The sequence below is a fragment of the Halorubrum salsamenti genome (assembly GCF_007671685.1).
Taxonomy (GTDB): Archaea; Halobacteriota; Halobacteria; order Halobacteriales; family Haloferacaceae; genus Halorubrum; species Halorubrum salsamenti.
The window spans coordinates 117,735-143,223 of the sequence record NZ_VCNL01000001.1 but is presented as its reverse complement, the minus strand read 5'-3'; the positions used below and the strand labels follow the sequence as shown (position 1 = coordinate 143,223).

The following is a 25,489-nucleotide window of genomic DNA, read 5'->3' as shown; positions in this document are numbered from 1 at the left end:
GGGGCGATCTCGCGGATCGCAGTCGCCGCGGTTCGTTCAGCCGATGAAGAAGTCGATGGCGTTCCCCTTCGACTGTCCCTTGTACAGCTCCGAGTAGCCGCAGTTCGCACACGAGACCACGACGAACTTGCGGTTCTGGACGTCGAACATCTTCGTGAGGCCGGTGCCGCTCGTCGCGATTTCGTCGGTCTCCGTCTCCTCGTGCCCGCACTTCGGACAGCCGTCGTCGTCCCCGGCCGCGAGCGACTCGGGACGGTCTCTCGTTCGAGCCGAGTCGGGGTCGGCGCGACCGTCGTCTCCCGCGTCGTCCCACTCGTCGCTCGCTTCGTTGCCGAAGACGGAGTACTCCGTCTCGTCGTCGTTGTCGGAGGGCATCGGCCGGATCTGCTCGGGCGATCGACAAACCTCTTGCGGCGTCACTCGTCGATCTCGTCCACCAGCTCGTCGGCGACGCCGACGTAGCCGGCCGGGGTCAGCGCCTTCAGCTCCTCGCGGACGCCCGCGTCGACGTCGAGGTCGTCGAAGAGGTCGCGGAAGTCGTCGAGGGTGACGCGCTTCCCGCGGGTGAGCTCTTTCACGCGCTCGTAGGCGTCGGTGTCGCCCTCGCGCCGAAGGATCGTCTGGACGGCCTCGCCGATCACCTCGGGCGTCGCCGCCAGCTCCTCGCGCATGACGGTCTCGTTCGGGACCACCGTCGCGAGCCCGTCGCCGGCCTTCGAGTAGCCGATCAGGCAGTGCGCGAGGGCGGCGCCCACGTTGCGCTTGACGGTGGAGTCCGAGAGGTCGCGCTGGAGCCGCGAAGTCGTCACGTAGTCGGCGAGGAACGTGAGGTCCGAGTTCGCCTTCGAGAGGTTCCCCTCGCTGTTCTCGAAGTCGATCGGGTTCACCTTGTGCGGCATCGTCGAGGAGCCGGTCTCGCCCTCGACGGTCCGCTGGCCGAGGTAGCGGTCGGAGACGTAGAGCCACGCGTCGAGATCCAGGTCGAGGAGGACGTTGTTGACGCCCCGCAGCGCGTCGAACAGCGCCGCGAGGTCGTCGCAGGGGTTCACCTGCGTCGCGAGCGGCGTGTGCTCCAGATCGAGCCCGCGCACGAACGACTCGGCGAACGCCTGCCAGTCGACGTCGGGGTACGCGGCGTCGTGGGCCGCATAGGTTCCGGAGGCCCCCGCGAGCTTCCCGGAGAGGTCGCCGTTCGCGACGACGACCCGCCCGAGCGCGCGACCGAGTCGCGAGGCGTACACGGCCATCTCCTTGCCGAACGTCGTCGGCGTCGCGGGCTGGCCGTGGGTGCGCGCGAGCATCGGCGTCTCGCGGTGCTCCCGCGCGAGGTCGGCGAGCGCGTCCCGCACATCGCGGATCGCGGGCACGATCGCCTCGCTCACGGCCTGCTTCACCAAGAGCCGGTGCGCGAGGTTGTTCACGTCCTCGCTCGTGAGTCCGAAGTGGATCCACGGATACAGCGCCTCGCTCTCCGCGATCGCTCCGGAGTCCTCCAGTCCGTCGAGTCGGACCCGAAGGAAGTACTCGACCGCCTTCACGTCGTGGTTCGTCGCGCCGTACCCCTCGGCGCCCTCGACCTCCAGCGCCTTGATGAGGCGAGCGTCCTCGGCGGAAAAGTCCTCGGAGACCGCGCGGAGGGCCGACTCGGCGTCGTCGTCGAGCGCGATCGGCGTCGCGTCGAGAGCGGCGAGGTCGATCAGGTACTCGACCTCGACGCGGGTCCGGGCGCGCATGAGCGCGGCCTCGCTCGCGTACGGCGACAGCGGCGCGGTCCGAGAGGCGTACCGACCGTCGAGCGGGGACACCGCCGCGAGGGGGTCCGAGCGCGACAACCCTGCGATAGCGTCACGGCCCACCGGTTCGGAGTCGTCGGTCATGTCCGCGACTGCCGCCGGAGCCAGCAAAAGCGTGTCGATGGGGAGTCGCACGGACGTGGATCCGTTTTCGATCTCTATCGGGTTCTCAGGCGACATATATCCGCGAACGTGAATACACACCCGCGGCGGACCGCAATCGATATACGCGATCGGTCGGACCCCACAGGTATGAAGATCGCCGGACTCGCGAGCAACCGGGGACGGAACCTCAGACACATCGCCGACGCCGCGCCGGGAGGCGCCGAGCTGTCGGTCGTCCTGACCAACCGCGAACAGGCGCCCGTGCTGGAGGCCGCCACGGAGCGGCGCGTCCCCACCGAAGTCGTCGAGCGCGAGGAGGGCGAGTCGCGCGAGTCGCACGAGCGACGGATCGTAGACCGGTTGGCGGGGTACGACTTCGATCTCGTCTGTCTGGACGGGTACATGCGCGTGCTCACCGACGAGTTCCTCGGTGCGACTCCCACGACGCTGAACGTCCACCCGTCGCTGCTGCCGGCGTTCCCCGGCACGGACGCCCACGAGCAGGTGCTCGACGCCGGCGTCCGCACCACCGGCTGCACCGTCCACGTCGTCACCGAGGAGGTCGACGCCGGGCCGATCGTCACGCAGGAGCCGGTACCCGTCTACGAGGGCGACGACGCCGACGCGCTGAAGGACCGCGTGCTTCACGACGCCGAGTTCACGGCGTACCCGCGGGCGGTGCGGTGGTTCGCGGAGGATCGAGTGACGGTCGAGCGTGAGGACGACGACACGCCCGTCAACGTGACCGTCGACGGCGACACCGGGGGCGACTTCCCCGAGCGGCGGTTCGTCTCCGAGGAGCGCACAGACACGCTGCGGTACGGCGAGAACCCCCACCAGGACGCCGCGCTCTACGTCGACGACGGCTGCGAGGAGGCGAGCGTCGTCGACGCGCCTCAGCTGAACTCCGGCGCGAAGGGGATGGGATACAACAACTACAACGACGCCGACGCCGCCTTGAACCTCGTCAAGGAGTTCGACGAGCCCGCCGCCGCCGTGATCAAGCACACGAACCCGGCCGGCTGCGCGACGAGCGACACGCTCGCAGACGCGTACGACCGCGCGCTCCGCACCGACGCGAAGTCCGCGTTCGGCGGCATCGTCGCCTTGAACCGCGAGTGCGACGCCGACACCGCCGACGCCGTCGTCGACTCGTTCAAGGAGGTCGTCGTCGCCCCCGGCTACACCGACAGCGCGCTCGACGTGCTCCGAGAGAAGAAGAACCTCCGCGTGCTCGACGTCGGTCCCCTCGGCGAAGGCGGCGAGCGCTTCTCCGAGCGGTTCACCGAGAAGCCGATCGTCGGCGGGCGGCTGGTCCAAGAGCGGGACCGTCAGTCGCCGACCGCGGGGGACCTCGACGTGGTCACCGAGCGCGAGCCCACCGACGAGCAGCTCGAAACGATGGCGTTCGCGTGGAAGACGCTCAAACACGTGAAGTCGAACGGCATCCTGTTCGCGACCGGCACTGAGACGGTCGGCGTCGGGATGGGACAGGTGTCCCGCGTCGACGCCGTCACGCTCGCGGCGATGAAGTCGGAGAAGGACGCCGACGGGAAGTCCGCCGAGGGCGCGGTGATGGCCTCGGACGCCTTCTTCCCGTTCCCGGACGCGATCGAGGAGGCGGCCGAGGCCGGCATCGAGGCCGTGATCCAGCCGGGCGGCTCGGTCAACGACGAGGACGTGATCGCCGCGGCCGACGAACACGACATGGCGATGGCGTTCACGGGGTCGCGCTGCTTCCGCCACGACTGAGCGGCGGCCGTTCCGTCCGCGACGACGCCGTTGAACACCCATTTTTCAGACGGGGTTTGCCAAAGAGTCGATCGCTGAGGGCCACTCCCCGATCGATTACGGGAGTGGGTGTTGCAGATGGGTTGCGGAAATTCAGTATTTAAATAAGCAGAAGCGACGGCGACAATCGCTTATAAATGAACGCGGCGGTGGCGCGCCCCGGTGAGCGGCCCAGAGGGCCGCGAACCGCCGGCGCGAGGGAGTCGCTGGCGGCGCCAGCCGCCAGCCGACGAGGCTGGGGCTTTGGAGGTCGCCTCCGCAGCGAAGTTGATCGCTTATAAATAGCCGACAGCAACACCACGATCCGACTTATAAACGGCTACTCTCACCACGTACTACACCTATTCCCGAAATCGTTCGCCGGGGCGTCCTTGACATCCTCCCCGCGCTGAAGCGCGAGGCTTTCTCCTCGATTCTCCGTAACCGGAACGAAACGTCACGAGGGGGATCGCAACGGAGGCTTTCGGCTACTCGCCACCGTCCGTACCCGACTCGACCGACTCCATCCCGCGGATCTCGAACCGGGCGCCGCCCGCGTCGCTCTCGGTCACCGACACCTCCCAGCCGTGCGCCGAGACGACCTGTTGGATGATCGTCAGTCCGAGTCCGGTGCCGGACTCGCCGGTGGTGAACCCGTCGACGAACACCTGATCGCGCTCGTCCGCGGGGATCCCCGCGCCGTCGTCTTCGACGTGGACGCCGTCGCCGTCCGCTAAGTCGCCGACGCGGATCGTCACGTCCTCGCCGCCGTGTTCGAGCGCATTTCGGAACAGGTTCTCGAACACCTGCTGGAGTCGGCTCCAGTCGCCCAACACGACGCGGTCGGTGTCGACCTCGAGGGTCGCGTCGGTCGCGTTCACGAACGACCAGCACTCCCGGGAGAGTTCGTCGACTCGTATCTCCTCGCGGCCCCCGATCGTCTGCCCCTCGCGGGTGAGGAACAGCAGGTCGTCGATCAGCGACTCCATCCGGTCGATCGCGTCGCGGCACCGCTCGAAGTGCTCGGGGTCGCCGGTCTCTTCGGCCAGGTCGAGGTAGCCGTCGACGATGCCGAGCGGGTTCCGGATGTCGTGGGAGACGACGCGGGTGAACTCCTCCAACTGGTCGCGCTGTTTCTGCATCCGTTCGGTGGCCTGCTTCTGGAAGAGCTCGTAGCTCACCCACTGGGCCATCAGCTCCACGAACGTCTCCTCGTCCTCGGAGAAGGGCCGGTCGCGCGCCTCGGTGTCCGCGAAACAGAAGGTGCCGTACACCTCGCGGTTGACGACGACCTTGGCGCCGATGTACGTCTCCAGCCCGAACTCCTCGTAAGCGGCGTCCCCTTCCCACCCTTCAACGCGTGCGTTTTGGACGGTCAACGCGCCGTCGACATCGATCGTCTTCCTGCAGTACGCCTTCGACAGCGGACAGCTCCGACCGGACTGGAGCAGTTCGTGGTCACCGCTCGCGGCCACGATCAGCTGGGTATCGCCGTCGATTTCGGTGAGAAAGCCGGTCTCGACCCCGAGGTACACACAGCCCAGATCGAGGAGGTCCGGGAGCTTGCTCTCGAACGACCGCTCCTGCTCCGCGGTGATCCGGTACATCCGGCGCAGGGCGTCGCCCTCGGACAGTTCCACGTCATCCATCGCGTATCACGGCTCTTGGTAGCGTGCCACGATCTACGTCGCATTAAACCGGCGGGTTTCGGCGGCCGCCGTCTCGGCCGGGCGCACCGCTTCCTCACTGGAACGCCGCGATCCCGGTCAGATCCTCGCCGAGCACGAGCGTGTGGATGTCGTGGGTCCCCTCGTAAGTGTACACGGTCTCCATGTTCGCCATGTGGCGCATCGGCGAGTAGTCGGTCGTGATCCCGTTTCCGCCGAGCATCTCCCGGGCGATCCGCGACTGGTCGCGCGCCGTGCGGACGTTGTTCCGCTTCGCCATCGAGACGTGCTGCGGCGTGAGGTCGCCGCGCTCCTTCAGCTCCGCGAGCCGGTACGCGAGCAGCTGGGCGGTGGTGATCTGGGTGGCCATCTCCGCGAGCTTCTCCTGTTGGAGCTGGAACCGGGCGATCGGCCCGCCGAACTGGTCGCGGTCGAGGGCGTACTCGCGCGCCTGCTCGAAGCAGTCCCGCGCCGCGCCCACCGCGCCCCACGCGATCCCGAAGCGGGCCTGCGTGAGACACGAGAGCGGCCCCTTCATCCCCGACACGCCGGGGAGGACGTTCTCCTCGGGGACGCGGGCGCCCTGTAAACTGATCTCCCCGGTGATCGACGCGCGCAGCGAGAGCTTGTCGTCGATCTCGTTCGTGGTCACGCCGTCGCGGTCCGTCTCAACGAGGAACCCGCGGACGGGGGCTTTGGTCCCGTCGCCGCCTCCTTCACCGTCACCCACTTCGCCGGACACGTCGCGCGCCCAGACCACCGCCACGTCGGCGATCGGCGCGTTCGTGATCCACGTCTTCGAGCCGTCGAGGACGTACGCGTCGCCGTCTCTCCGCGCCGTGGTCTCCATCCCGGCGGGGTCCGAACCGTGGTCCGGCTCCGTCAGCCCGAAACAGCCCACCGCCTCGCCCTCGCCGAGCGCCGGCAGCCACCGCTCCTTCTGGGCGTCGCTGCCGTACGCGTGGATCGGGTACATCACCAAGGCGCCCTGCACGCTCGCCATCGACCGGAGCCCGGAGTCGCACGCCTCCAGCTCCTGCATCAGGATTCCGTACGCCGTCTCGGAGACGTTCGGGAGCCCGTACCCGTCGAGGTTCGGGGCGTAAAACCCCATCTCGCCCATCTCCTCGATCAGCTCCGTCGGGAACGTCCCCGCCTGAAAGTGGTCGCCGATGTCGGGTCGCACCCGCTCGTCGACGAACTCCCGGGCCGCGTCGCGGATCAGCCGCTCCTCTTCGCCGAGGTCGGCCTCTAGTCCCACGTAATCGAGCATGATCGGTAGTGCGCAACCGCCGGACAAAACGGTTCTGGAGGGTGAGAATCCGAAGCGGTCGTCGCCGCGACGTGGTCGCCGCTACGACAGCTGCTCGCGCGCGAACTTCGCCAGAAGCGGGACGTCGTCGAGGTGGAGCAGCTTCGCCATCGCCGCCTTCTCGCCCTGGTTCGCCTTCTCGAGCGTGTTCTCGTCCGCCCGTCGGAGGTCGCGCATGAACCGGTCGTAGCGCTCGTTGGGCGCGAGGTACAGCAGCCGCGTGAGCATCAGCCGCGACTTCATCCGCGGGGCCACGTCGCGGTGCCAGAGCCGCTCGTAGACGGCGAGGCTGTCGGCGTCGAGGCGGCGCTCCGAGTCGGTGAGGCACCGGTCTACGGTGGCGGCGGCGGCGCGGGCCGACTTCATCCCCTTGTGGATCCCCTCGCCCCACAGCGGGTCGATGGAGGGGACCGTGTCCCCGATCGCGAGGAAGCGGTCGGTGTGCATCTCGTCGGGCATCTGGATGTGCGCGGAGCCGCGGTGGATTTTCCCGTCGATCTTCTCGGCGCCGTCGAACCGCGGGTCGCGGTCGACCCACGCGTCGAGGTAGCCGTCGACGGTCTGCCCCTCCTCTGCGAACTCGCGGTGCCGGTCGTTCTGGATGTAACAGAGCCCGACCTTCGCGGTGTCCTCGCCGGTGGCGAAGATCCACGAGTAGCCGCCGGGTGCGATGTCGTGGTCGAGCCGGAGCATCATCGCCCGGCGCAGGTCGGCGAACTCCGGGTGGTTCATCTCGACGCCCTCCATCTCGTACTCGATGCCGATCGCCTGGTTCTCGCGTTCGAGGTCGACCACGTCGAGCGCGCTCGCGATGGGCGCCGCGGGACCGGTGGCGTCGACGACCACCTCGGCGTACACCTCCTCGTCGCCGTTGTACCGAACTCCCTCGATGACGCCGTCGTCGTCGAGGATCGGCCGGGAGACGCGCGAGTCGAACCGGTACTCGGCGCCGTTCTCGCGACCGTCGGCAACGAGGAACCGCTTGAAGTCGGCGAACTCCAACACCGCGCCGGGTTGGTAGCTCTTGTAGTGGCTGTTGGGCGACTCCAACACCACGTCGTCGGTGTACGACATCACCACGTCGTCGGGGACCCCGAAGGAGGACATCATCGACGGGAACGTCCCGGCGGTCGACTTGTTGCTCTGGCGGGGGAACTCGTCTTCCTGCTCCGTTTCGAGAACGACGACGTCGTAGCCTCGCGTCGCCAGGTCGCGAGCGCACTGGGCGCCCGCCGGTCCGGCACCCGCGATCACGACGTCGTAGCGATCAACCATATACCCGTGAATACGGACCCACGTAATTAGGCTTGCTGAAACCGGTCGCAAAGGGGGCGTGAGCCGGCTCGGTCGCCGGATTTTGGCCGTCTTCCGAGGACGGAATCACGGCAGGGGCCACGGTTCCCGCCGTCAGGAAAACTGGCCGCGGATCAGAACGCAGGACGGGGAACCCATCCCGCGCTCGGCGCCGGTTCAGTAGAACTCGCGGACGAGGTCCGTCGCGCCCTCGGGCGCGCCGTCCGGAATGACGGACATATCCTCGTCGACGCCGTGACGTTCGTGGTACGGCACCGACTCCTCGTCCTGGTAGATGATACCTTGGTGCTCGGTCTCGTCGTCGAAGATGACGTCCTTGGCGGCCTCCTTGTCGCTGGGGTCGTGGTCCTCTTCCTTCAGGTCGACTAGCGAATCGCGGAAGTAGTCGTAGGTGTCCACGTCGTTGAAGGTGACGCACGGCGAGTAGACGTTCACGAAGCCGAACCCGTCGTGTTCGACCGCCTTCTGGATGATCTCCTGATGGCGGAGCGCGTCCGAGGAGAACGACTGCGCGATGAACGTCGCGCCCGACGCCAGCGCCAGCGCGTGCGGGTTGACCGGGGGCTGTTTCGGGCCCTCGGGGCTCGTCGAGGTCTCGAAGTCCTCGCGCGAGGTGGGCGAGGCCTGCCCCTTCGTCAGCCCGTAGATGCGGTTGTCCATCACGACGTACGTCATGTCGACGTTCCGTCGGACGGCGTGGACGAAGTGGCCCGCGCCGATGGAGTAGCCGTCGCCGTCGCCGCCGGCGACCATCACTTCGATGTCGGGCCGGGCCATCTTGACGCCGGTTCCGACCGGGAGCGCGCGTCCGTGGACGCCGTGGAGCGCGTAGCTGTGCATGTACGTGCCGATCTTTCCGGAACAGCCGATGCCGGCGACGACGAAGGTGTTGTCGGGGTCGTTGCCCGTCTCCGCGAGGGCCTTCATCATCCCGTTCATGGTGCCGAAGTCGCCGCATCCCGGGCACCACGTCGGCTGCTTGTCGGACTTGAAGTCGGTGAATCGAATGTCTGAGCTCATTGGTTACGCCTCCACCCCCTCCGCGAGGGTCGCCTTGATGTCGTCTGCGAGTTCGTCCGCCTTGAACCGCACGCCGTTGTACTTGTTAATCCGATCGACGCGCGCTAACACGTCGTGTTCGACCAGGTCCGCGAACTGCCCCTGCTCGTTACACTCCACGACGATGACGTTCTCCGCCGCCTCGACGTCCTCGGACAGGTCCGGCCGCGGGAAGATGTACGGGACCGAGAGCACCCGCACGTCGAGCCCGTCGTCCGCGAGGAACTCGACGGCCTCGGCGAGCGCGCCCTCGTTCGACCCCCACGTGACCACGAGCGTGTCGGCGTCTTCGTCGCCGAACTCGCGCGGGCTCCAGTCCTCGCGCTCGCGGGCGGTCTCCACCTTCCGGTTGCGCTTGTCGACCTGCTCGACGCGCATCTCCGTGTCCTCGGTCCGGCGCCCCTGCTCGTCGTGTTCGAGGCCGGTGGACATGTGCGCGCCGTCGGCGGTGCCGGGGAACGCCCGCGGCGAGACCCCGTCGTCGGTGATCTCGTGGGGCTGGAAGCCGCCCGACTCGCTCATGTGGTCGTCGATGTCGGCCTCGTCGACGACTTTGCCGCGGTCGACCTCCACCTCGTCCATGTCGAAGGCCTCCGGGGGGAACGTCTCCTCGGTGACCGCCATCGAGAGGTCGGCGGTGAGGTAGACCGGGAGCTGGTACTTCTCGGCGAGGTTGAACGCCTCGACGGTCTTCCAGAAGCACTCCGAGATCGTCGTCGGCGCGAGCACGAATCGGGGGACCTCGCCGTGGCCGCCGTACAGCATCTGATTCAGGTCGCCCTGCTCCTGTTTCGTCGGCATCCCGGTCGACGGGCCGGAGCGCATCACGTTACAGATGACCAGCGGCGTCTCCGAGGTCGCGATGAGCCCGAACGTCTCCGTCATCAGGTCGATCCCCGGACCGGACGTTGCGGTCATCGACCGCGCGCCCCCGCGGGCGGCGCCGAGCGCCATGTTGATCGCGGACAGCTCGTCTTCCGCCTGCACGACGTGGCCGCCGTAGCGCTCGATCCGGCCGGTGAGGTACGTCATCACGTCGGTCGCGGGCGTGATCGGGTAGCCGGCGTAGAAGCGGCAGCCGGCCGCGATGGCGCCCATCCCGATGGCCTCGTCGCCGTTGAGGAGGACGTAGTCCTCGTCGGTGGTCTCTAAGTCGTAGTCGAACTCGTGGTCGTACTCCTCGTCGACGTACGACTGCCCCGCGCGGGCGGCCTCTTTGTTGTTGTCGACGAGCTTCTGGCCCTTGTCCGCGAAGCGCTTCTCCAGCGCGGAGTCGAGGTTCTCGATCGGGAACTCGGCGACCTCGCAGGCCGCGCCGAGCGCGACGACGTTCCGCATGATCGCCCCGCCCGCCTCCTCGGCGAGCCGCTTGAGCGGGACGTCGATCCCGATCATCCCGTCGGGGATCTCCACGTCCTGCATCGTGGTCCGCTCGCCGTCGTAGATGATCACCGAGCCCTCGTGGAGCTCCTCGAGGTTCTCCTCGATGGTCCGGGGCGTCAACGCGATGAGGACGTCCAGGCGATCGACGACGCTCTGTACCTTGTCGACGGAGGTTCGCACCTTGTAGGCGGTGTAGCCGCCTCGGATCCGCGAGGCGAAGTCCTTCGACGTGAACACGTGTCGACCCGCCCGAGAGAGCGCTTGCGCGAAGATCTTCCCGGTCGAGTCGATGCCGTCGCCGGCTTCTCCGCCGACGGCCCAGTTGAAGTCCGCAGCCATGCTATACGAGGGCTTTCGCCGGACTCATCAAAAGACTTCTGGAAGGAGCTATCGACCCATTTCTGAACGTGCGTTATATTTTTCGCGAATATTGTCGCTAATAAACCGTTATAATCAGATACAGACCAATTATAGTGGACAAACGTTTCTCGGATCTATCACGATCGACCCTCATCGTCGTCGGATGTTTCGACAGCCGTCGAACAGAACGCCTCCGGCCGACGGGACGGCGCGCGCGGTTCGATCTGGCGACCCAAGTGTCCCCAAAGGTTTCGACACGGGCAGCACCGACGCCGACGGGAACACGTTTGTGTCTCCCGGTCGGATCGGAGCCATGGATACGACAGCGACGGTCAACGCGGTCGAGACGGTCGGCCGCGACACGTACGCGCTTCGGTTCGACGCACCCGACGGGTTCGCCGCCGAGCCCGGGCAGTTCGTCAAGCTCGGCACCGAGATCGACGGCGAGTCGGTCGCCCGCTTTTATACTCTCTCGTCGCCGACGGTCGGCGACACCTTCGAGGTCACGGTCGGCATCGATCCCGAGGAGGGCGGCGAGTTCTCCGCGTTCCTCGCCGACGCCGAGGCGGGCACCGAGATGACCCTCTCCGGCCCGTTCGGTGACCAGCACTACGACGGCGAGCCGCGCGCGGTCGTGATCGCGGGCGGCCCCGGCGTCGGCCCGGCGGTCGCCATCGCGGAGCGCGCGCTCGACGACGGCGCCGAGGCCGCGGTCGTCTACCGCGACGACGACGTGTCGCACGCGGACCGCTTGGATCGGCTGGAAGCGCGCGGCGCCGCGGTTCACCTCCTCGACGCGGACGAGGCGCTCGACGACGCGGTCGCCGAGGCGCTGACCGGGAGCGAGGGCGAGACCGTCTTCGTGTACGGCTTCGCCGATCTGGTGGCCGACGCCGAGGCGGCCGTCGAAGCCGCCGGCGGCGACGCCGAGGCCGCGAAGGTCGAGAACTTCGGCTAGACGCGGTTCGTGACACTCGGTTGTCCGTTTATAAATGGTCGATTGGGAGTTGACGGTGAACCACCCTCAATTCCCGAGCCGCTCGCTTATAAATAGTTGATTCCGGATCGACGGTGGTCACCTCCAAAGCCCCAGCCGCGAGGACTCGCGACTGCCCCTTTGCGTCCCGCCCCGCACGGTAACCGCACCTCACGCCTCCCCAGCCTCGTCGCCGGCGGCTTCGCCGCCGGCTGCCAGAGGCACGAAGCGCCTCGCTGCCGCGGCCGCCGATGGCGGCCGCGGGCTCCCTCGCGCTCAGAGGCACGCGCCACCGCGGGTCCGTCTCGGATCAGTCGCCGAAGTAGTCTACCAGCCGCTCCGCGGCCTCCTCGGCCCGCGGCGTCACGAGGGCGAACCGGACCCATTCGGCGCGCGCGGTGCCGAACGCCTCGCCCGGCATCCCTGCGACGCCGGCCTCGTCCACGAGGCGCTTCACGTTCGCCATCGTCCCTGGGAACCCCTCGAAGCGCGCGAGTACGTAGAACGCCCCCTCCGGGCGGGTGTACTCCGCGCCGGCCGCGTCGAGCGCGGCGGCGAAGGCGTCCGCGCGATCGGCGAGTACGTCGCGTGCCTCCGCGTAGTAGTCGGGGGGCGTCTCCGCGAGCGCGTGGTGGACCGCGTACTGCGAGGGGCGCGCGCCGGCGACGTTCACGAGCATGTGCCGCGTCTTGGCGTCGCCGACGTGCGCCTCCGGGAAGATCCCGTACCCGACCCGGAACCCCGTGATCGCCATCGACTTCGAGAAGCCGCCGGTGACGATCACGCGGTCGGAGGAAAGCGTCAACGCCGACTCGAACTCGCCGGTCAGATCGAAGTGGTCGTACACCTCGTCGACCATCACGAGGGCGTCGACCGCCTCCGCGACCGCGACGGTCTCGCGGATCGCGCCGAGACCGTAGACGGCGCCGGTCGGGTTGTTCGGCGTGTTCAGGACGATCAGGGCGGTGTCCGCGCTCGCGGCCTCGCGGATCGCGTCGACGTCGAGCCCCCCGTCGCGCGCGGTCGGGACGAGCGTCGACTCCCCGCCGAGCATCTCCGCCTTGCCGGGGTAGTACGGGTACACCGGGTCCATCAGCAGCGCCTCGTCGCCCGCGCCGCGCTCGAACGCGCGCGCCATCGCGAGGTAGTTCGCCTCGCCGGTCCCGTTCGTCACCACCACGCGGTCGGGGTCGACGTTCCGGCGCTCGGCGATCGACTCGCGGAGTTCCAGCAGCCCCTCGCTCGGCGGGTACTGGAAGGCGTCCGGCGGGAGGTCGGCGTACTCGCGGAGCGCCTCCCGCAGCGCGACCGGCGGCTCCCAGTCGGGGTTGCCGCTCACCATGTCGATGACGTCCCCGTCGGCCGCGGCCGCGTACTGCATCACGTGGAAGAACTTCGGCTCCTCGTACTCCATACCGGTCGCTCGGCGTCGTGCGCCGTGGCTCTTTCGGCTGGCCCTCCGCGTGTTCGACCGGCCGCCCGCGTGCGTTACGGCGACCGTGTTTCCGACCCCGATCCGGTGGTTTCACCTACGGTCCCGGCCACCCGGAGGTATGAACAAACGGGGTCACGTTCTCAACGCCTTACTGCTCGCGCTCGGGCTCGGCTTCGTCATCGAGCCCGGCCTCAGCACGGCCACCGCGCGGACCGTCACCGAGATCACCGTCCCGATCGTGTTGGGGGCGCTGTTCCCCGACGTCGACACCGCCTTCGGCCGCCACCGGAAGACGCTCCACAGCCTCCCGGTGCTCGGGGTCTTCCTCGCGTACCCGATCGTGTTCGGCAACCTCCAGTACGTCTGGATCGGCGTGTTGACCCACTACGTCCTCGACGTGGTCGGGAGCCGCCGCGGGATCGCGCTGTTCCACCCGCTGTCGGACACCGAGTACGGGATGCCGACCGGCGTGACGACGAGCAGCAAGTACGCGGATCTCGTCACCGTGATCGTCACGGCCGTCGAACTCGCCGTTTTCTGGGCGCTCCACACCTACGTCGTGACCCTCGATCTGGACGTCTCCGCGGTCGCCTCGGAAGCGGCCGCCGGGATCGGGATCTGAGGCGTCGGAGGGACGTGGGGAACCGCTGAGACCGCGACCGCGACCTAGTTCGGCCGGTAGTCGGAGAGCGTCCCGGAGTAGACGCTCACGTCGTTGAACCGCCCCTCGTAGGCGACGTTGCTCGGGAGGGTCGGCTCGTCGCCCGAGAGGAACTGTCGGTCGAGCTTCTCCCACGTGTTCTCGTACGCGAGGTGGGCGAACTCCACGAGCCCGCGGAGCTGGTGGCCGGCCCCGCCGCGGTGGACCACGGTGCGGGGCCGCGCCTCGCGGAAGGCGTCGACGACCGCGTCGACGCCGTCGAGGGCGCCGTCGAACTCCGTCCACGCCTCGCCGACGGTGCCGGGAAGGTGAGCGTACGACGAGCCGAACCCAGGCTGGTCCGTGGCCTCGGCGATCCGTCGCGTTCGAGCGTTCTGGTGCGGGAGGAGCTTCGTGTTGTATGTCTCCACCGCGTCGATCCGGGCGTCATGGGCCGCGATCTCCGGACGGGTGAGCGAGATGGTCGCGAAGCTCGGGTGGGGCGCCAAGACGGCCGCGTCCTGCCGGTCGGCCTCGGCCATCGCCGCCTCGAAGGTGATGTAGTCGGGGACGGGGTCGTCCAAGCCGAGAACGAGGATGTGCCGCCGGTTCCCCCAGTCGCCGGTGAACACCTCGCGCGCGGGAATCACGGTCAGGTCGTCGTCGGAGAACCGAGTCGCGCGCTCCCGGATCGTCGGCAGGCGAGTGAAGTGCGGGGCGTACACGAGCGCGTCGATCCCCCGTTCCTTCGCGAGGGCCACGACGTCGTCGTCGAGCACCTTCACGTGGGCGTCGACGCGCGTTCTCGATCGAGTCACGGGTGAGCGTTCTTCGTGGCCGAGCAAAGGCGTATCGTTCGACGGCGAGTCGGCCCGGCCCGACCGGTCGCGGGACGACGCGATCGGACCGGGACGCGGGAGTCGGGGGAAACCGTTAATCCCTCGGGGCGGAGACGGGATGACATGCCCCGCTGGACGTGCGGAATCGACGGCTGCGACGCCGGCTTCGACGACGTGGAGTCGGCCATCGTCCACCAGACGAACGGCCACCAGCGCCACGAGTGCAAGGTGTGCGGCACGATCGTCCCGGACGGCTACTTCGCGATCCGACACGCGTTCGACGAGCACACTCGGGCCGAGTTCGTGCGCGCGTACGACGCCGACTCCGCGGCGGTCCGCCGCCGCGAGGAGATCAAACGGGAGATCGAGCGCGAGGCGGACCTGCAGCAGGTCGTCGATCAGCTGGACCGCAGCCCCTGACTGGGACCCGAAGTCTCACAGCACCCGCTTCCCGAACGCGCTCGCGGCCAACTCCGTCGCGAGCTCCGCGGTCTCGTTGTGCTGATCCAGCGTCGGATTCACCTCGACGAGTTCCATCGAACGGAGGGAGTCGCTCTCGGCGACGACCTCCATCGCGCTGTGGGCCTCCCGGTAGGTGGCGCCGCCCCGGACTGGGGTGCCGACGCCGGGCGCCTCCTTGGGGTCGAGCCAGTCCAGGTCGAGGCTGACGTGGACGCCGTCGACGCCGGCGGACGCCTCCGTCATCGCCTCCTCCGCGACGTCCGTGATCCCGCGCTCGTCGATGTCTGACATCGTGTACGCCGCGAACCCGTTGTCGCGGATCACCTCGACCTCCGCGTCGTCGACGGAGCGGAGCCCGACGAGCGCGACGTTCTCCGGGTCGAGCCCGGGCGCGGTCGCCCAGTCCGACTCCGCGAACTCGCCGAGTCCGAGCGCGGCCGCGAGCGGCATCCCGTGGACGTTCCCGGAGGGCGTCGTCGCGGGCGTGTTGAGGTCGGCGTGGGCGTCGAACCACACGGCGCCGATCTCCGCGTCGCGCGCGGACCCGGCGAGCGAGCCGATGGCGATCGAGTGGTCCCCGCCGAGCGCGAGCGGCACGTCCCCCGCCGCGAGCGTCCCGCCGACCTCGTCCGCGAGACGGCGGCAGACGTCGGCCGTCTCGCGGAGGAACTTCGCGTCCCCGTCGCGCGGGGCCTCCGCGTCCGGGTCGCGCTCCTCGGCGCGGGGAACCGCGAGGTCGCCCGCGTCGACCGTCTCGACGCCCGCGCCAGCGAGCTGGTCGGCCAGTCCCGCGTAGCGGATCGCCGACGGTCCCATGTCCACGCCGCGTCGGTTCGCCCCGTAGTCGGTCGGCGCGCCGATGATCCTGACGGTGGTCATGTCCGAGAGAGCGCCCCGGCGACGCTTGAATGGTTTGGGTCCCCGTCACGGTCGCACCGCGATCGCACACGGTTTTCACGGCCCACCGACAACGGGGGGTATGAGCGGCTCCGAAGGCGACTTCGCTCCGGCCGACATCGAGCCGATCGGCGCCATGATCGCCGTCGCGTTCACCGGCGCCGTGATCGGGCTCGTCGGTGCCGGAGTCGCCTTTTTCCTCAGTGACCTCGGTCTCGCGCTGATCGGGGTCGGCGTCGTCGTGGCGCTCTCCAGCCCGATCGCGTACGTCCGGCTCCGTCGGCTCCGCGGATCGTGAGAAACCACACGATCGTTTATAACGGGCTTCCATCGCATTTAAGCGGGGCGGCCATCTACTCTCGTCTATGTCATCGATCGAGCTCACATCGAGTCAGAAGAGCATCCTCACGGCCCTCATCAACCTGTACGGGGAACAGGAGGACGCCGTCAAAGGCGAGGCGATCGCCGAGGAGGTCGACCGCAATCCGGGCACGATCCGCAACCAGATGCAGAGCCTGAAGGCCCTCCAGTTGGTCGAGGGCGTACCGGGACCGAAAGGCGGGTACAAGCCCACCTCGAACGCGTACGAGGCGCTCGACATCCAGCGGATGGACGAGCCCGCGGACGTCCCCATCTACCACGAGGGCGAGGAAGTGACCGGGATCAACGTCGACGGGATCGACCTCTCCAGCGTCCACCACCCCGAACTCTGCCGCGCGGAGATCCACGTGCAGGGCTCCGTCCGCGACTTCCACGAGGGCGACTCCGTCACCGTCGGCCCGACCCCGCTCTCGAAGCTCGTCATCGACGGGACCGTCGACGGCAAAGACGACACCGCGAACATTCTCATCCTGCGGATCGACGACATGCGCGCGCCGGACGAGCCCGCCGAGCACTGACCGTCTCGTCGACGGTATCGTTCTGCGTACCTCTCTTCGCGACCCCGCCAACAGCCCGAGCGCAGCCGCTCGAACTCGGCCGCGGATTTCGTCGCCGTCGGTGAAACCGTCGCTCTCGGGGTCGAGAACCGTCCCGCTGAACGAAAAAGAAACCGTCGAGTCTCGATCTCGCCGACGTTACATGTCGCCGAACGCGCTCGCGGCGCGTCCGGTCGAAGAGACCTTCGCGATCCACCGCACCGCGATGGACTTCTTCAGCAGCTTCGCGGGGGTGCCGCCGAACGTCTGGATCGGCATCCCCATCACGTCGTGAGCGACCGCGTCCTCGCCGACCGATATGACGGTCCCCTTGTCCGTGTGCTCCCACGACTGAAGCGGCGCGCCGCGGGCGGCGCGCGCGAGGTTCTCGCCGGCGATCTCCGCGGCCTGCCAGGCGGCCTGCGCGGTCGGCGGCGCCACGTCGTCGTCGCCCTGCTCGACCAGCGCGGTGTCGCCGATCGCGAACACGCGGTCGTCGCTGGTGGTGAAGTCGGAGGCGGCGTGGACGCGGTTCGAGCGCTCGTCCTTCTCGACCTCGACGTTCTCCAGTTCCGGCTGGCCCGTGATGCCGCCGGTCCAGATCAGCACGTCGTACTCGAGTTCCTCGGGCTCCTCGTCGTCGCCGCCACCGAGGTAGACCGCGTCCTCGTCGGCCTTCGAGATGAAGTCGCCGGTGAGGATCTCGATGTCGGCGTCCTCGAGCCGCTGACGGAGCGCGCCCTGGACCTGCGGGTCGTTCCCGGGGAAGACCTCGTCGAGTCCCTCGACGAGCTTGATATCGACGGGGGCGCGGTGTTTGTCGCGGTACTCCGCGATCTCGCCCGCGGTCTGGATACCGGAGAGGCCGGCGCCGCCGACGATGACTTCGACGGGGTCGGACCGGGTCGCCTCGGCGGCAGCCGACCGGACCTCCTCGTGGATCGCCTTCGCGTCGTCGAGGCTCTTGAGCTGGTGGGCGTTCTCCTCGAGCCCCTCGATGCCGAAGAAGGCGGTCGTGGAGCCGACGCCGAGCAGGAGGTAGTCGTAGTCGACGGTCGTCCCGTCGTCGGTCTCGACGACGCGGTCGTCGGTGTCGACGTCGACGACGCGGCCCTGCACGAAGTCGGACTCGGGCGATTTGATCTCGTCGACCGGGATGGTGATCTTCTCGGCGACCGCGGGGTTGCGGATCGCGCGATGGACCTCGTGGAGAACGAGGTGGTAGTCGTGCTCCGAGATCCACGTCAGCTCGGCCTCGCCATCGCCGACCTCGTCTTCGAACGCCTTCACCGCACCCGCTCCGGCGTAGCCGGAACCGACGACGACGACCTGTGTAGTCATGTGTGTCGTTCCACAGCGCGCGAATAAAGTCGCTTTGGAACGCACGCGATCCGGACCGGCCGGAGTCCGCTCCGCCCGCCTACAGCGAGAGGCCGGCGTGCCAGCGGTCGGCGCCCGCCTCGCGCTTGACCTCGTCCATCCGCGCGAGGAGCTTCACCGCGAGGCTCGCGGTCTCGGCCGCCCGCGACTCGCCCTCGGTGCGGAACTCGCCGGTGACCCGGTTCGCGTAGACGGAGCAGACCGCGCCCGCGCGGAGCCCGTACACGCTCGCGATCGTGAGGATCGCCGACGCCTCCATCTCGATGTTCTTCACGTTCGCGTCCCGCAGCTCCGCGACCAGTTCGTCGGAGCCGGCCGCCTCGAACCCCTCGAATCCGGGGCGCCCCTGCCCGGCGTAGAAGGAGTCGGCGCTCATCGTCACGCCGGTGTGATAGTCGTGGCCGAGCCGCTCGGCGGCGGCGACGAGCGCGGAGACGACCTCGCCGTCGGCGGCGGCCGGGTAGTCCTCGCGGACGTACTCGTCGCTCGTCCCCTCCTGTCGGACCGCGCCGGTCGTGATCACCAGATCGCCCACGTCCATCCCCGGCTGGATCGCGCCGCAGGAGCCGACCCGAATGAACGTGTCGACGCCCACCCTGGCGAGCTCCTCGACAGCGATGGCGGCCGACGGCGAGCCGATCCCGGTCGAGGTCACGGAGATCGGCGCGTCCTCGTAGGTGCCGGTCGCGGTGGTGCGCGACCTCCTCGTGGCCGTCCCACAGCGCCGTGACCTTGTCCACGCGCTCGGGGTTGCCGGGGAGGAGCACGGCGTCCGCGACGTCGCCGTCGCCGACCTCGACGTGGTACTGCACCTCGTCGTTGGGGTCCTCGCTCCTGTCGCTCTTGTCGGTCATGTCTCCGCCCTTCGGCGAGCCGTTTAAAAGTAGTTCCGTCTCAGTCGCTCAGGCTCTTGCCTACCTTTAAATCCCGCGCGCGTCGTCGAGCGTATCCTCGGAGATGGTGTTCGGGAGCAGCTCACCGAGCGTGTACTCGCTGGTCTCGCCGTCGCCCTCGTCGCAGACGACGAGGAGGTCGTCGGCCGCGAACTCCGCGAGCGACTGCCGGCACATCCCGCAGGGGGTGACGCCGTCGCGAACGCCGGAGGCGACCGCGATCCGGTCGAACTCGCGGTGGCCGTTCTTCACCGCCTCCGCGAGCGCGACCTCCTCGGCGTGGAGGCTGTTGGAGTAGTTGGCGTTCTCGATGTTACAGCCGGTGTAGACGGTGCCGTCGGCGGTCCGGAGCGCGGCGCCGACGCGGTACTCGGAGTACGGGACGTGCGCGTCGTCGAGCGCGTCGCGCGCGGCCTCGATCAGGTCCATACGGAGGCGTCGACCGGCGGGCCGATAAGCGGTCGGATTGCGGTCGATCTCGGCGCGTCTTCCGCGGCGGGCGGCCGCCCTCAGCGCCCCGTGTCGTACTTATAGGTTGCCGAGTCGGGGTCGATCCCGAAGTCCTCGGGCGACTCGGTCGTGTCGTCTGCGGCGTCCGCCGGCTCGGCCTTCTTGAACGCCTCGCGGAACCGATCGGGCATCTCGAAGTCGTCGACGGCCAACTGCAGACCGACCACGTCGCCGCCGAGGAACTCGCGCTTCTCCGCGAGCCGGTCCGAGAGCGCCTCCGGGAGGTCGTCGGTGTCGACCTCCTCGAAGCCGAACTGGGTCAAGTACTCGGGCTGGTCGGTGAGGACGTACACCGTCTCGAACCGGTCCGCGGCCGCGGTGTCGACGAGGCGCTCGACGACGTGCGCGCCGACGCCCCGGCCCCGCCACTCGGGCAGCACGCCGATGCCGGTGAGTTCGATCCGGTTCTCCGCCTCCTCGCCGCCGCGGTGCAGGCGGAGCCGGCCGAACCCCGCCCGGTCGCCCGACTCCTCGTCGACCGCGATCACGTAGTCCCGTGACCGGAAGGCGACGTCGTCGAGCCCCAGCCGCTCGATCGCGTCCAGTAACCACGCCTCGTCACGGTTCTTGGCGTCGCGGACGTACATGGATGCACGTAGGCGGGCCGAGGTAAAAACGGTTCCCCGCGGGGCGTCGGGGCGGCTGCGGTTTAAATACCCTGTCCCATCAGGTGGCTACGCAGCACGTCCGGCGTCTTGAGCCCGGCGTCGCTGTTGATCAGGACCACCGTCTCGTCGCCGTCGAAGAAGCCGTCCTCCTTGAGCGCCCACGCGCCGGCGGGCGCGGCCCCGCCGGTGGCGCCCATCTCCATCACCTCGTTCTGGGCGACCGCGACCGCGCTCGCGAGGACGTCCTCGTCCTCGACTCCCACCGCGGTGCCGTCGCTCTCGCGGACCGCCTCGACCGCGGCCGCGCCGCCCGCGGGGTCGGCGATCTCCAGTTCGCCGCAGATCGTGTCGGGCGTCTCCCACGGCTCCGGCTCGTCGAGGTCGCGCTCGATCGCGGCCGCGATCGGCGCACAGCCCGCGGCCTGCGCCGCGACGACCCTCGGAACCCCGTCGATCGCGCCGACGCGCTCCAGCTCCGCGAACCCCTTATAAACGCCGGCGACGACCTCGCCGGAGCCGGTCGGGACGACCACCACGTCCGGCGCCGCGTCGAGGTCGGCGACCAGCTCGAACGCGAGCGTCTTCACGCCGTCGTGGCGGTACGGCGTCGCGAACTCCCCGAGGTCGGTGTACTCCGTCTCCAGCTGCTCGTCGACCGCGTCGGCAGCGTCCGGGAACCGCCCGCCGACCACGCGCATGTCCCCGCCGTGGACGTTGGTCATCGCCTTGTTCGAGAACGCGCACCGCGAGGGGACGAACGCGTACGAGCGCAGGTCGGCCCGGCCCGCGTACGCCGCCATCGACTGCCCGGCGTTACCGGGGCTCGCGCACGCCAGCGGCTCGACGTCCTGTCCCTCGGCCGCCCGCGCCGCGACCGCGGTGAGCGCGACCGAGAGCCCGCGGTCGAGCACGGTGCCCGTCGGGTTCCGCCCCTCGTCTTTGACGTACACCGCGTCGACGTCGAGCTCGTCGGCGAGTCGGTCGGTCGGCACGAGGGGAGTAGCGCCCTCGCCGGCCGAAATGGCGGTCTCGGCCGGGAACGGGAGCAGCGCGTCGAAGCGCCAGTGACCGCGCCCCGTCCCGGCGGGACCGTCCCGCGGCGACCCCAACAGCGTCTCGGAATCGACCGCCTCGTAGTCGTAGGCGGGGTCGAGCCCGCGCGCCTGCTCCTCGGCCGACACCGTCGTCGGGTCCGCCGTCTCGTGGACGCGGCCCGACGCGCGACTCTCCAGCCCGCGGAACGCCGTCGTCGTCTCCATACACGGCCTTACGTCGGTGGCGACTAATCGCTTCTCACTCGGGGTCCGGACGGGAGGAACACATAACTTATTGTATTCATAATAATTAATATGACTATACTGGTCGACTTCGGGATCTCGGTCGAACGATTCGAACTCGGCGGCTTCGTCGCCGACCTCGCGCTGGAGGCCGAGCTCGAACGCATCGTTCCGACCGGCGACCGCGTCATACCGTACGTGTGGGTGTCCGGCGAGTCGGAGACGCTGGATTCGCTCACCGAGTCGCTCGAGGCCAGCGACAAGACGAACTCGGTCGCCGTGCTCGACGAGCTGTTGATCGACGGCTCCGAGGAGTACCAGCGCCTCTACCGGATCGAATGGGTGGCCGGCGATCTCGACGTCATCAAAGGCATCATCGACGCCGACGGCGCGGTGCTCGAAGGCAAGAGCACGAACGACTACTGGCGGCTGCGGTTCCGATTCCCCGACCATCAGAACGTCGCCGAGTTCTATCAGTACCTCGCCGACAACGACATCACGGACTTCAGGATCGACAGCATCTATCAGCTGAAACAACGGTCCGACCGGGGATCGAAGCCGTGGACGCCGGAACAGCGCGAGGCACTCGCCGCGGCCGCGGAGCGGGGCTACTTCGACGTTCCGCGCGACGCGAGCCTGGAGGAAATCGGAGGAACTCTCGGGATCACCCAGCAGGCCGCCTCGGAGCGCGTCCGTCGCGGCGTGCGAAACGTCGTCCACGACGCGTTGGGCCTCCCGGACGTGCGTTTGGAGGGCGACTGATCCGAGGGTTAAACGCGGCTTGTGTGTGAAAACCACTAACAGGGTAAGGCTTGATTCGCCTCCGCGACCGATCGATCGATACCGATGACTCGACGGAGACCCGCTGCGTCGACCGCGACCGTGAGAACGGGTCCCGCGAAAGGGGCGACAGCCTCCGATTCGAGACGGCGAGAGTGGTCGATCACCCCCGTCCCGACGAACGCACCGCGGCGACCGTCGGTCGGGGGATCAGACGGTCGCGTCCGGGGCTCATGAGCGGTCCAGAACCGTCACGGTCGGAGTCGGATCCCGGCGCACGGACGGAGTGGTGCACTCACTGCGGCGATCCCGCCTTCGGCCGCGTCTCCCTCGTCTTCGAGCGGGAATCCGGCTCCAGGGAGATCGATCTGTGGCTCTGTGGTCGGTGCATGGACTCGTTCACCGCGGAACCGGGCGTCCGGCTGGCGGAGTGACCGACGCGGTTCGCCGCGGGCGACGGCGCGGCCCCCGCCTCGGGACCGCGACCGGCGATCGGTACTCGCCGCGTCCCGTCCGACTCGCCGCCGCTTATAACCTCTCTCGCCTCGAATCACGCGTATGGACGGAGACGCCACCGTCGTCGGCGGCGGGCTCGCGGGGCTCGTCGCGGCGGCCCGGCTCGCCGAGGCGGGCGCGGACGTGACGCTGTACGAGCGACGGCCCGCGGTCGGCGGGCGCGTGCGGACCGAGACCGTCGGCGGGTTCACCCTCGACCGCGGCTTTCAGGTGCTGTTCACGAGCTACCCGGCGGTCGCGGCGGAGCTCGACGCCGACGCCCTCGACGTTCGCCGGTTCGCGCCCGGCGCGACGATCTGTCGGCCCGGCTCGCGCTCGACCCTATCGGACCCGCTCCGCGATCCCCGCGCCGCGATCGCCTCGCTCCGAAACCCCGAGGTCTCCTTCTCCGACAAGCTCCGGACGCTCGCGCTCCGGCACGACCTCGCGAAGCGCGACGAGGACGACTTCTTCGACGGCCGCGACACCTCCATCCGCGGGTACCTCCGCGATTGGGGGTTCGCCGACGATTACGTCGAGAACTTCGTCGAGCCGTTCTACGGCGGGATCACCCTCGATCGAAGTCTCTCGACCTCGAAGGGCGTCTTCGAGTACACGTTCCGCGCGATGAGCCGCGGCGCGATCGGCGTTCCCGCGGAGGGAATGGCCGCGATCCCCGAAGCGCTCGCCGAGCGCGCCCGCGACGCCGGCGCGACGATCGAGACCGGCGAGGACGTGGCGTCGGTCCGGACGGCCGGCCAGGGCCGGATCCCGTTCCGGCTCGGCTCGGCCGACGCCGAGGGCGCGACCGTCGAGCTCGCGGACGGGTCGACCCGCGAGACCGACGCGGTCGTCGTCGCGACCACCCCGCCCGAGGCCCGACGGCTCACGGGCGTCGAGTCGATCCCCACCGAGGGCGTCCCGAACGTGACCGGCTGGTACACGCTTCCCGCAGGAGAGTCGTTCGAAACGGGAAAGCGCATCCTGCTCAACGCCGCGGACGACTCGCCGAACGCGGTGGTCCCGATGTCGGAGGTCGCCCCCGAGTACGCCCCCGACGACCGCGCGCTGCTCGCGGCGACGTTCCTCGGCGGGGCGCCGCTGGACCGTCCCGCGGCCGGCCTCCGCGACGACGTCCGAGACGCGCTCGAGGCGTGGTACCCCGGCCGCGACTTCGACGGCCTAGAGACCCTCGACGTCCACCGAATTCGGTTCGCGCAGTTCGCGCAGCCGCCGGGCGTCCACGCCGACCTCCCCAGCCCCGACGACCCCGAGGGCCCAGTCGTCCTCGCCGGCGACTACACGGAGTGGTCGTCGATTCAGGGCGCCTTAGAGAGCGGGCGGGCGGCGGCCGAGGCGACGGGTGACTACCTATAAACGCTGGAGCGGAGTTCCGCGGCGCTACTCCTCTCGCCGGAACGACTCCTCCCCGTGCCGCTCGACGGCCGCGAGCAGCTCGTCGCGCTGGCGGCGGATCTCGGGCGGCAGCTCGTCGTACGCGTGGTCGAACATGTCGGCCGGATCGGGCTCGATCGACTCCGCGAAGTCGATCGCGTCGGCGACGACCTCGTCCGCCTCCTCGCGGATCGCCGCGACGCCCTCGTCGTCGATCCGCCCGGTCTCCCGCAGAAACGCCTCCATGCGGTCGAGCGGGTCGAGCGAGCGCCACGGGTCCACGGCGTCGGGGTCGCGGTAGGCGGTCGGGTCGTCGGCGGTGGTGTGCGCGCCGAACCGGTACTCGACGAACTCGATGAGGGCGGGGCGGGGGTCGCCGTCGTCGGCCGCGCCGCCGTCGCCCTCCGAGCCGCCCTCCGAGCCGTCGGTCCCCGAACCGCCTCCGCCGCCCCGCGCCCGCTCGGCGGCCTTCTTCGTGACCGCGTAGCTCGCGAGGGGGTCCATCCCGTCGACGCGGACGCCGTCGAAGCCGTAGGCGGCCGCCTTCTCGGCGAAGGTGTCGCTCGCCGTCTGGCGCGACTCCGGGACCGAGATCGCCCAGCCGTTGTTGTGACAGCAGAAGAGAGTCGGCGTGTCGAAGACGCCCGCGAAGTTCATCGCCTCGTGGAAGTCGCCCTCGCTGGTCGCGCCGCCGCCGAAGTGCGCGGCGACGATTCGGTCCTCGTCCCGGTAGTCGAACGCCCACGCGGCGCCGACCGCGTGCGGGAGGTGCGCCGCGATCCCGATGTTCAGCGGGAAGACGTTGCCGTCGGCGATCGCTTCCGTCCCCGACTCGTGGCCCATCCAGTAGGGGAGGTACTCCGAGAGGAGGTCGCGGACGACGACCGCCCCGTGCTCGCGGTACTGGTAGCTGATCAGGTCGCTGTCCGCGAGCGCGTGGGTCGATCCGACCGCCGAGCCCTCTTGGCCCGCACAGGGGGCGTACGTCCCGATTCTTCCCTGTCGCTGAAGGCTCACTGCACGTTCGTCGAACCGGCGCGTGATCACCAGATCGCGGTAGAGCGCGCGGAACCGCTCGTCCGACAGGTCCGGGATCGTCGCGTCCGGCAGGGGACTACCGTCAGGCCCGAGCACGCGGTAGCAGTCCTCGTCGGCGAGGGGATCGGCGATCGAATCGAGGGAGCCGACCGCCTCGGCGCCGTTCTCGTCCATGGGAGATCGC

General features: G+C 69.0%; 25 protein-coding genes and 1 pseudogene. 10 read left to right on the top strand and 16 right to left on the bottom strand.

Annotated elements, in window-relative coordinates; all coding sequences use genetic code 11:
- Positions 1–36: 36 nt before the first annotated feature.
- Both FGL94_RS00725 and purB read right to left on the bottom strand, forming a co-directional pair.
- Positions 37–375: a zinc ribbon domain-containing protein gene (locus FGL94_RS00725; RefSeq protein WP_144919998.1), complete on the bottom strand. Its 339-nt coding sequence runs from the start codon at positions 373–375 to the stop codon at positions 37–39.
- A gap of 41 nt (positions 376–416) precedes the next feature.
- Entirely contained in the window at positions 417–1,877 is a 1,461-nt protein-coding gene (purB, locus tag FGL94_RS00720; RefSeq protein WP_144919996.1) for an adenylosuccinate lyase, read from the bottom strand.
- A 168-nt stretch (positions 1,878–2,045) separates the two neighbouring features.
- On the opposite strand from purB, the gene purN reads away from it, so the two are divergent.
- Positions 2,046–3,650, top strand: a complete 1,605-nt coding sequence (gene purN, locus FGL94_RS00715) for a phosphoribosylglycinamide formyltransferase (protein WP_144919994.1) — start codon at positions 2,046–2,048, stop codon at positions 3,648–3,650.
- Positions 3,651–4,156: 506 nt separating this feature from the next.
- Here the strand turns inward: purN and FGL94_RS00710 are convergent.
- The 5 genes from FGL94_RS00710 to FGL94_RS00690 form a co-directional block, all read right to left on the bottom strand.
- Positions 4,157–5,317 carry a sensor histidine kinase gene (locus FGL94_RS00710; RefSeq protein WP_144919992.1) on the bottom strand — a complete coding sequence of 387 codons (1,161 nt, stop codon included), beginning with the start codon at positions 5,315–5,317 and terminating at the stop codon, positions 4,157–4,159.
- A gap of 94 nt (positions 5,318–5,411) precedes the next feature.
- A complete protein-coding gene (locus tag FGL94_RS00705; RefSeq protein ID WP_144919990.1) occupies positions 5,412–6,608 on the bottom strand; it encodes an acyl-CoA dehydrogenase family protein in 1,197 nt (398 codons plus the stop codon).
- 81 nt (positions 6,609–6,689) lie between these two features.
- Positions 6,690–7,922, bottom strand: coding sequence for a digeranylgeranylglycerophospholipid reductase (locus FGL94_RS00700; protein ID WP_144919988.1), 1,233 nt, complete (start codon positions 7,920–7,922; stop codon positions 6,690–6,692).
- 195 nt (positions 7,923–8,117) lie between these two features.
- Positions 8,118–8,981, bottom strand: a complete 864-nt coding sequence (locus FGL94_RS00695; protein ID WP_144919985.1) for a 2-oxoacid:ferredoxin oxidoreductase subunit beta — start codon at positions 8,979–8,981, stop codon at positions 8,118–8,120.
- Between the two features lie 3 nt (positions 8,982–8,984).
- Positions 8,985–10,742 carry a 2-oxoacid:acceptor oxidoreductase subunit alpha gene (locus FGL94_RS00690; protein ID WP_144919983.1) on the bottom strand — a complete coding sequence of 586 codons (1,758 nt, stop codon included), beginning with the start codon at positions 10,740–10,742 and terminating at the stop codon, positions 8,985–8,987.
- A gap of 334 nt (positions 10,743–11,076) precedes the next feature.
- Between FGL94_RS00690 and FGL94_RS00685 the strand changes: the two genes are divergently transcribed.
- Positions 11,077–11,721 (top strand): FAD-dependent oxidoreductase, encoded by a 645-nt coding sequence (locus FGL94_RS00685; RefSeq protein ID WP_144919981.1) that lies wholly within the window; start codon positions 11,077–11,079, stop codon positions 11,719–11,721.
- A gap of 328 nt (positions 11,722–12,049) precedes the next feature.
- Here FGL94_RS00685 and FGL94_RS00680 read toward each other — a convergent pair whose 3' ends face one another.
- Entirely contained in the window at positions 12,050–13,153 is a 1,104-nt protein-coding gene (locus FGL94_RS00680; protein WP_144919979.1) for a pyridoxal phosphate-dependent aminotransferase, read from the bottom strand.
- A 139-nt stretch (positions 13,154–13,292) separates the two neighbouring features.
- Here FGL94_RS00680 and FGL94_RS00675 point away from each other — a divergent pair, with 139 nt between their 5' ends.
- A complete protein-coding gene (locus tag FGL94_RS00675; RefSeq protein WP_144919977.1) occupies positions 13,293–13,796 on the top strand; it encodes a metal-dependent hydrolase in 504 nt (167 codons plus the stop codon).
- Between the two features lie 44 nt (positions 13,797–13,840).
- Here the strand turns inward: FGL94_RS00675 and FGL94_RS00670 are convergent, their stop codons facing one another.
- Positions 13,841–14,659: a PHP domain-containing protein gene (locus FGL94_RS00670; protein ID WP_144919975.1), complete on the bottom strand. Its 819-nt coding sequence runs from the start codon at positions 14,657–14,659 to the stop codon at positions 13,841–13,843.
- 117 nt (positions 14,660–14,776) lie between these two features.
- Between FGL94_RS00670 and FGL94_RS00665 the strand changes: the two genes are divergently transcribed.
- A complete protein-coding gene (locus FGL94_RS00665; protein ID WP_144919973.1) occupies positions 14,777–15,073 on the top strand; it encodes a DUF7565 family protein in 297 nt (98 codons plus the stop codon).
- A gap of 15 nt (positions 15,074–15,088) precedes the next feature.
- Here the strand turns inward: FGL94_RS00665 and rocF are convergent, their stop codons facing one another.
- On the bottom strand, positions 15,089–15,994 hold the full coding sequence (gene rocF / locus FGL94_RS00660; RefSeq protein WP_144919971.1) for an arginase: 906 nt from the start codon (positions 15,992–15,994) through the stop codon (positions 15,089–15,091).
- 100 nt (positions 15,995–16,094) lie between these two features.
- Between rocF and FGL94_RS00655 the strand changes: the two genes are divergently transcribed.
- Both FGL94_RS00655 and FGL94_RS00650 read left to right on the top strand, forming a co-directional pair.
- Positions 16,095–16,310, top strand: a complete 216-nt coding sequence (locus tag FGL94_RS00655) for a hypothetical protein (protein WP_144919970.1) — start codon at positions 16,095–16,097, stop codon at positions 16,308–16,310.
- Between the two features lie 67 nt (positions 16,311–16,377).
- On the top strand, positions 16,378–16,911 hold the full coding sequence (locus tag FGL94_RS00650) for an Rrf2 family transcriptional regulator (RefSeq protein ID WP_144919968.1): 534 nt from the start codon (positions 16,378–16,380) through the stop codon (positions 16,909–16,911).
- A 177-nt stretch (positions 16,912–17,088) separates the two neighbouring features.
- On the opposite strand, the gene FGL94_RS00645 is transcribed toward FGL94_RS00650, so the two are convergent.
- Both FGL94_RS00645 and FGL94_RS00640 read right to left on the bottom strand, forming a co-directional pair.
- Positions 17,089–18,270, bottom strand: coding sequence for an NAD(P)/FAD-dependent oxidoreductase (locus FGL94_RS00645; protein ID WP_144919966.1), 1,182 nt, complete (start codon positions 18,268–18,270; stop codon positions 17,089–17,091).
- A 79-nt stretch (positions 18,271–18,349) separates the two neighbouring features.
- Positions 18,350–19,076, bottom strand: a pseudogene (locus tag FGL94_RS00640) (nucleoside phosphorylase).
- Between FGL94_RS00640 and FGL94_RS18905 the strand changes: the two are divergent.
- Complete coding sequence (locus FGL94_RS18905; protein WP_345775937.1) at positions 19,002–19,190, top strand: hypothetical protein; 189 nt, start codon at positions 19,002–19,004, stop codon at positions 19,188–19,190. The pseudogene FGL94_RS00640 and the gene FGL94_RS18905 sit on opposite strands and share 75 nt — an antisense overlap.
- Positions 19,191–19,229: 39 nt before the next feature.
- On the opposite strand, the gene cdd is transcribed toward FGL94_RS18905, so the two are convergent.
- From cdd to FGL94_RS00625, 3 genes are all read right to left on the bottom strand, one after another.
- The gene (cdd, locus tag FGL94_RS00635; RefSeq protein ID WP_144919964.1) at positions 19,230–19,631 is read right to left on the bottom strand and encodes a cytidine deaminase; all 402 of its coding nucleotides are present in this window, start codon (positions 19,629–19,631) and stop codon (positions 19,230–19,232) included.
- An 80-nt stretch (positions 19,632–19,711) separates the two neighbouring features.
- The gene (locus FGL94_RS00630; protein ID WP_144919962.1) at positions 19,712–20,299 is read right to left on the bottom strand and encodes a GNAT family N-acetyltransferase; all 588 of its coding nucleotides are present in this window, start codon (positions 20,297–20,299) and stop codon (positions 19,712–19,714) included.
- Positions 20,300–20,361: 62 nt separating this feature from the next.
- A complete protein-coding gene (locus FGL94_RS00625) occupies positions 20,362–21,579 on the bottom strand; it encodes a pyridoxal-phosphate dependent enzyme (RefSeq protein WP_144919960.1) in 1,218 nt (405 codons plus the stop codon).
- Positions 21,580–21,669: 90 nt separating this feature from the next.
- On the opposite strand from FGL94_RS00625, the gene FGL94_RS00620 reads away from it, so the two are divergent.
- The 3 genes from FGL94_RS00620 to FGL94_RS00610 all read left to right on the top strand — a co-directional run bounded on the left by FGL94_RS00620 (position 21,670) and on the right by FGL94_RS00610 (position 24,249).
- Positions 21,670–22,359: a helix-turn-helix domain-containing protein gene (locus FGL94_RS00620; RefSeq protein WP_144919958.1), complete on the top strand. Its 690-nt coding sequence runs from the start codon at positions 21,670–21,672 to the stop codon at positions 22,357–22,359.
- A gap of 251 nt (positions 22,360–22,610) precedes the next feature.
- Entirely contained in the window at positions 22,611–22,811 is a 201-nt protein-coding gene (locus tag FGL94_RS00615) for a hypothetical protein (protein ID WP_144919956.1), read from the top strand.
- Positions 22,812–22,935: 124 nt separating this feature from the next.
- Positions 22,936–24,249: an NAD(P)/FAD-dependent oxidoreductase gene (locus FGL94_RS00610; protein ID WP_144919955.1), complete on the top strand. Its 1,314-nt coding sequence runs from the start codon at positions 22,936–22,938 to the stop codon at positions 24,247–24,249.
- 24 nt (positions 24,250–24,273) lie between these two features.
- Here the strand turns inward: FGL94_RS00610 and FGL94_RS00605 are convergent, their stop codons facing one another.
- Positions 24,274–25,479: a thiamine pyrophosphate-dependent dehydrogenase E1 component subunit alpha gene (locus FGL94_RS00605; RefSeq protein ID WP_144919953.1), complete on the bottom strand. Its 1,206-nt coding sequence runs from the start codon at positions 25,477–25,479 to the stop codon at positions 24,274–24,276.
- Positions 25,480–25,489 lie beyond the last annotated feature (10 nt).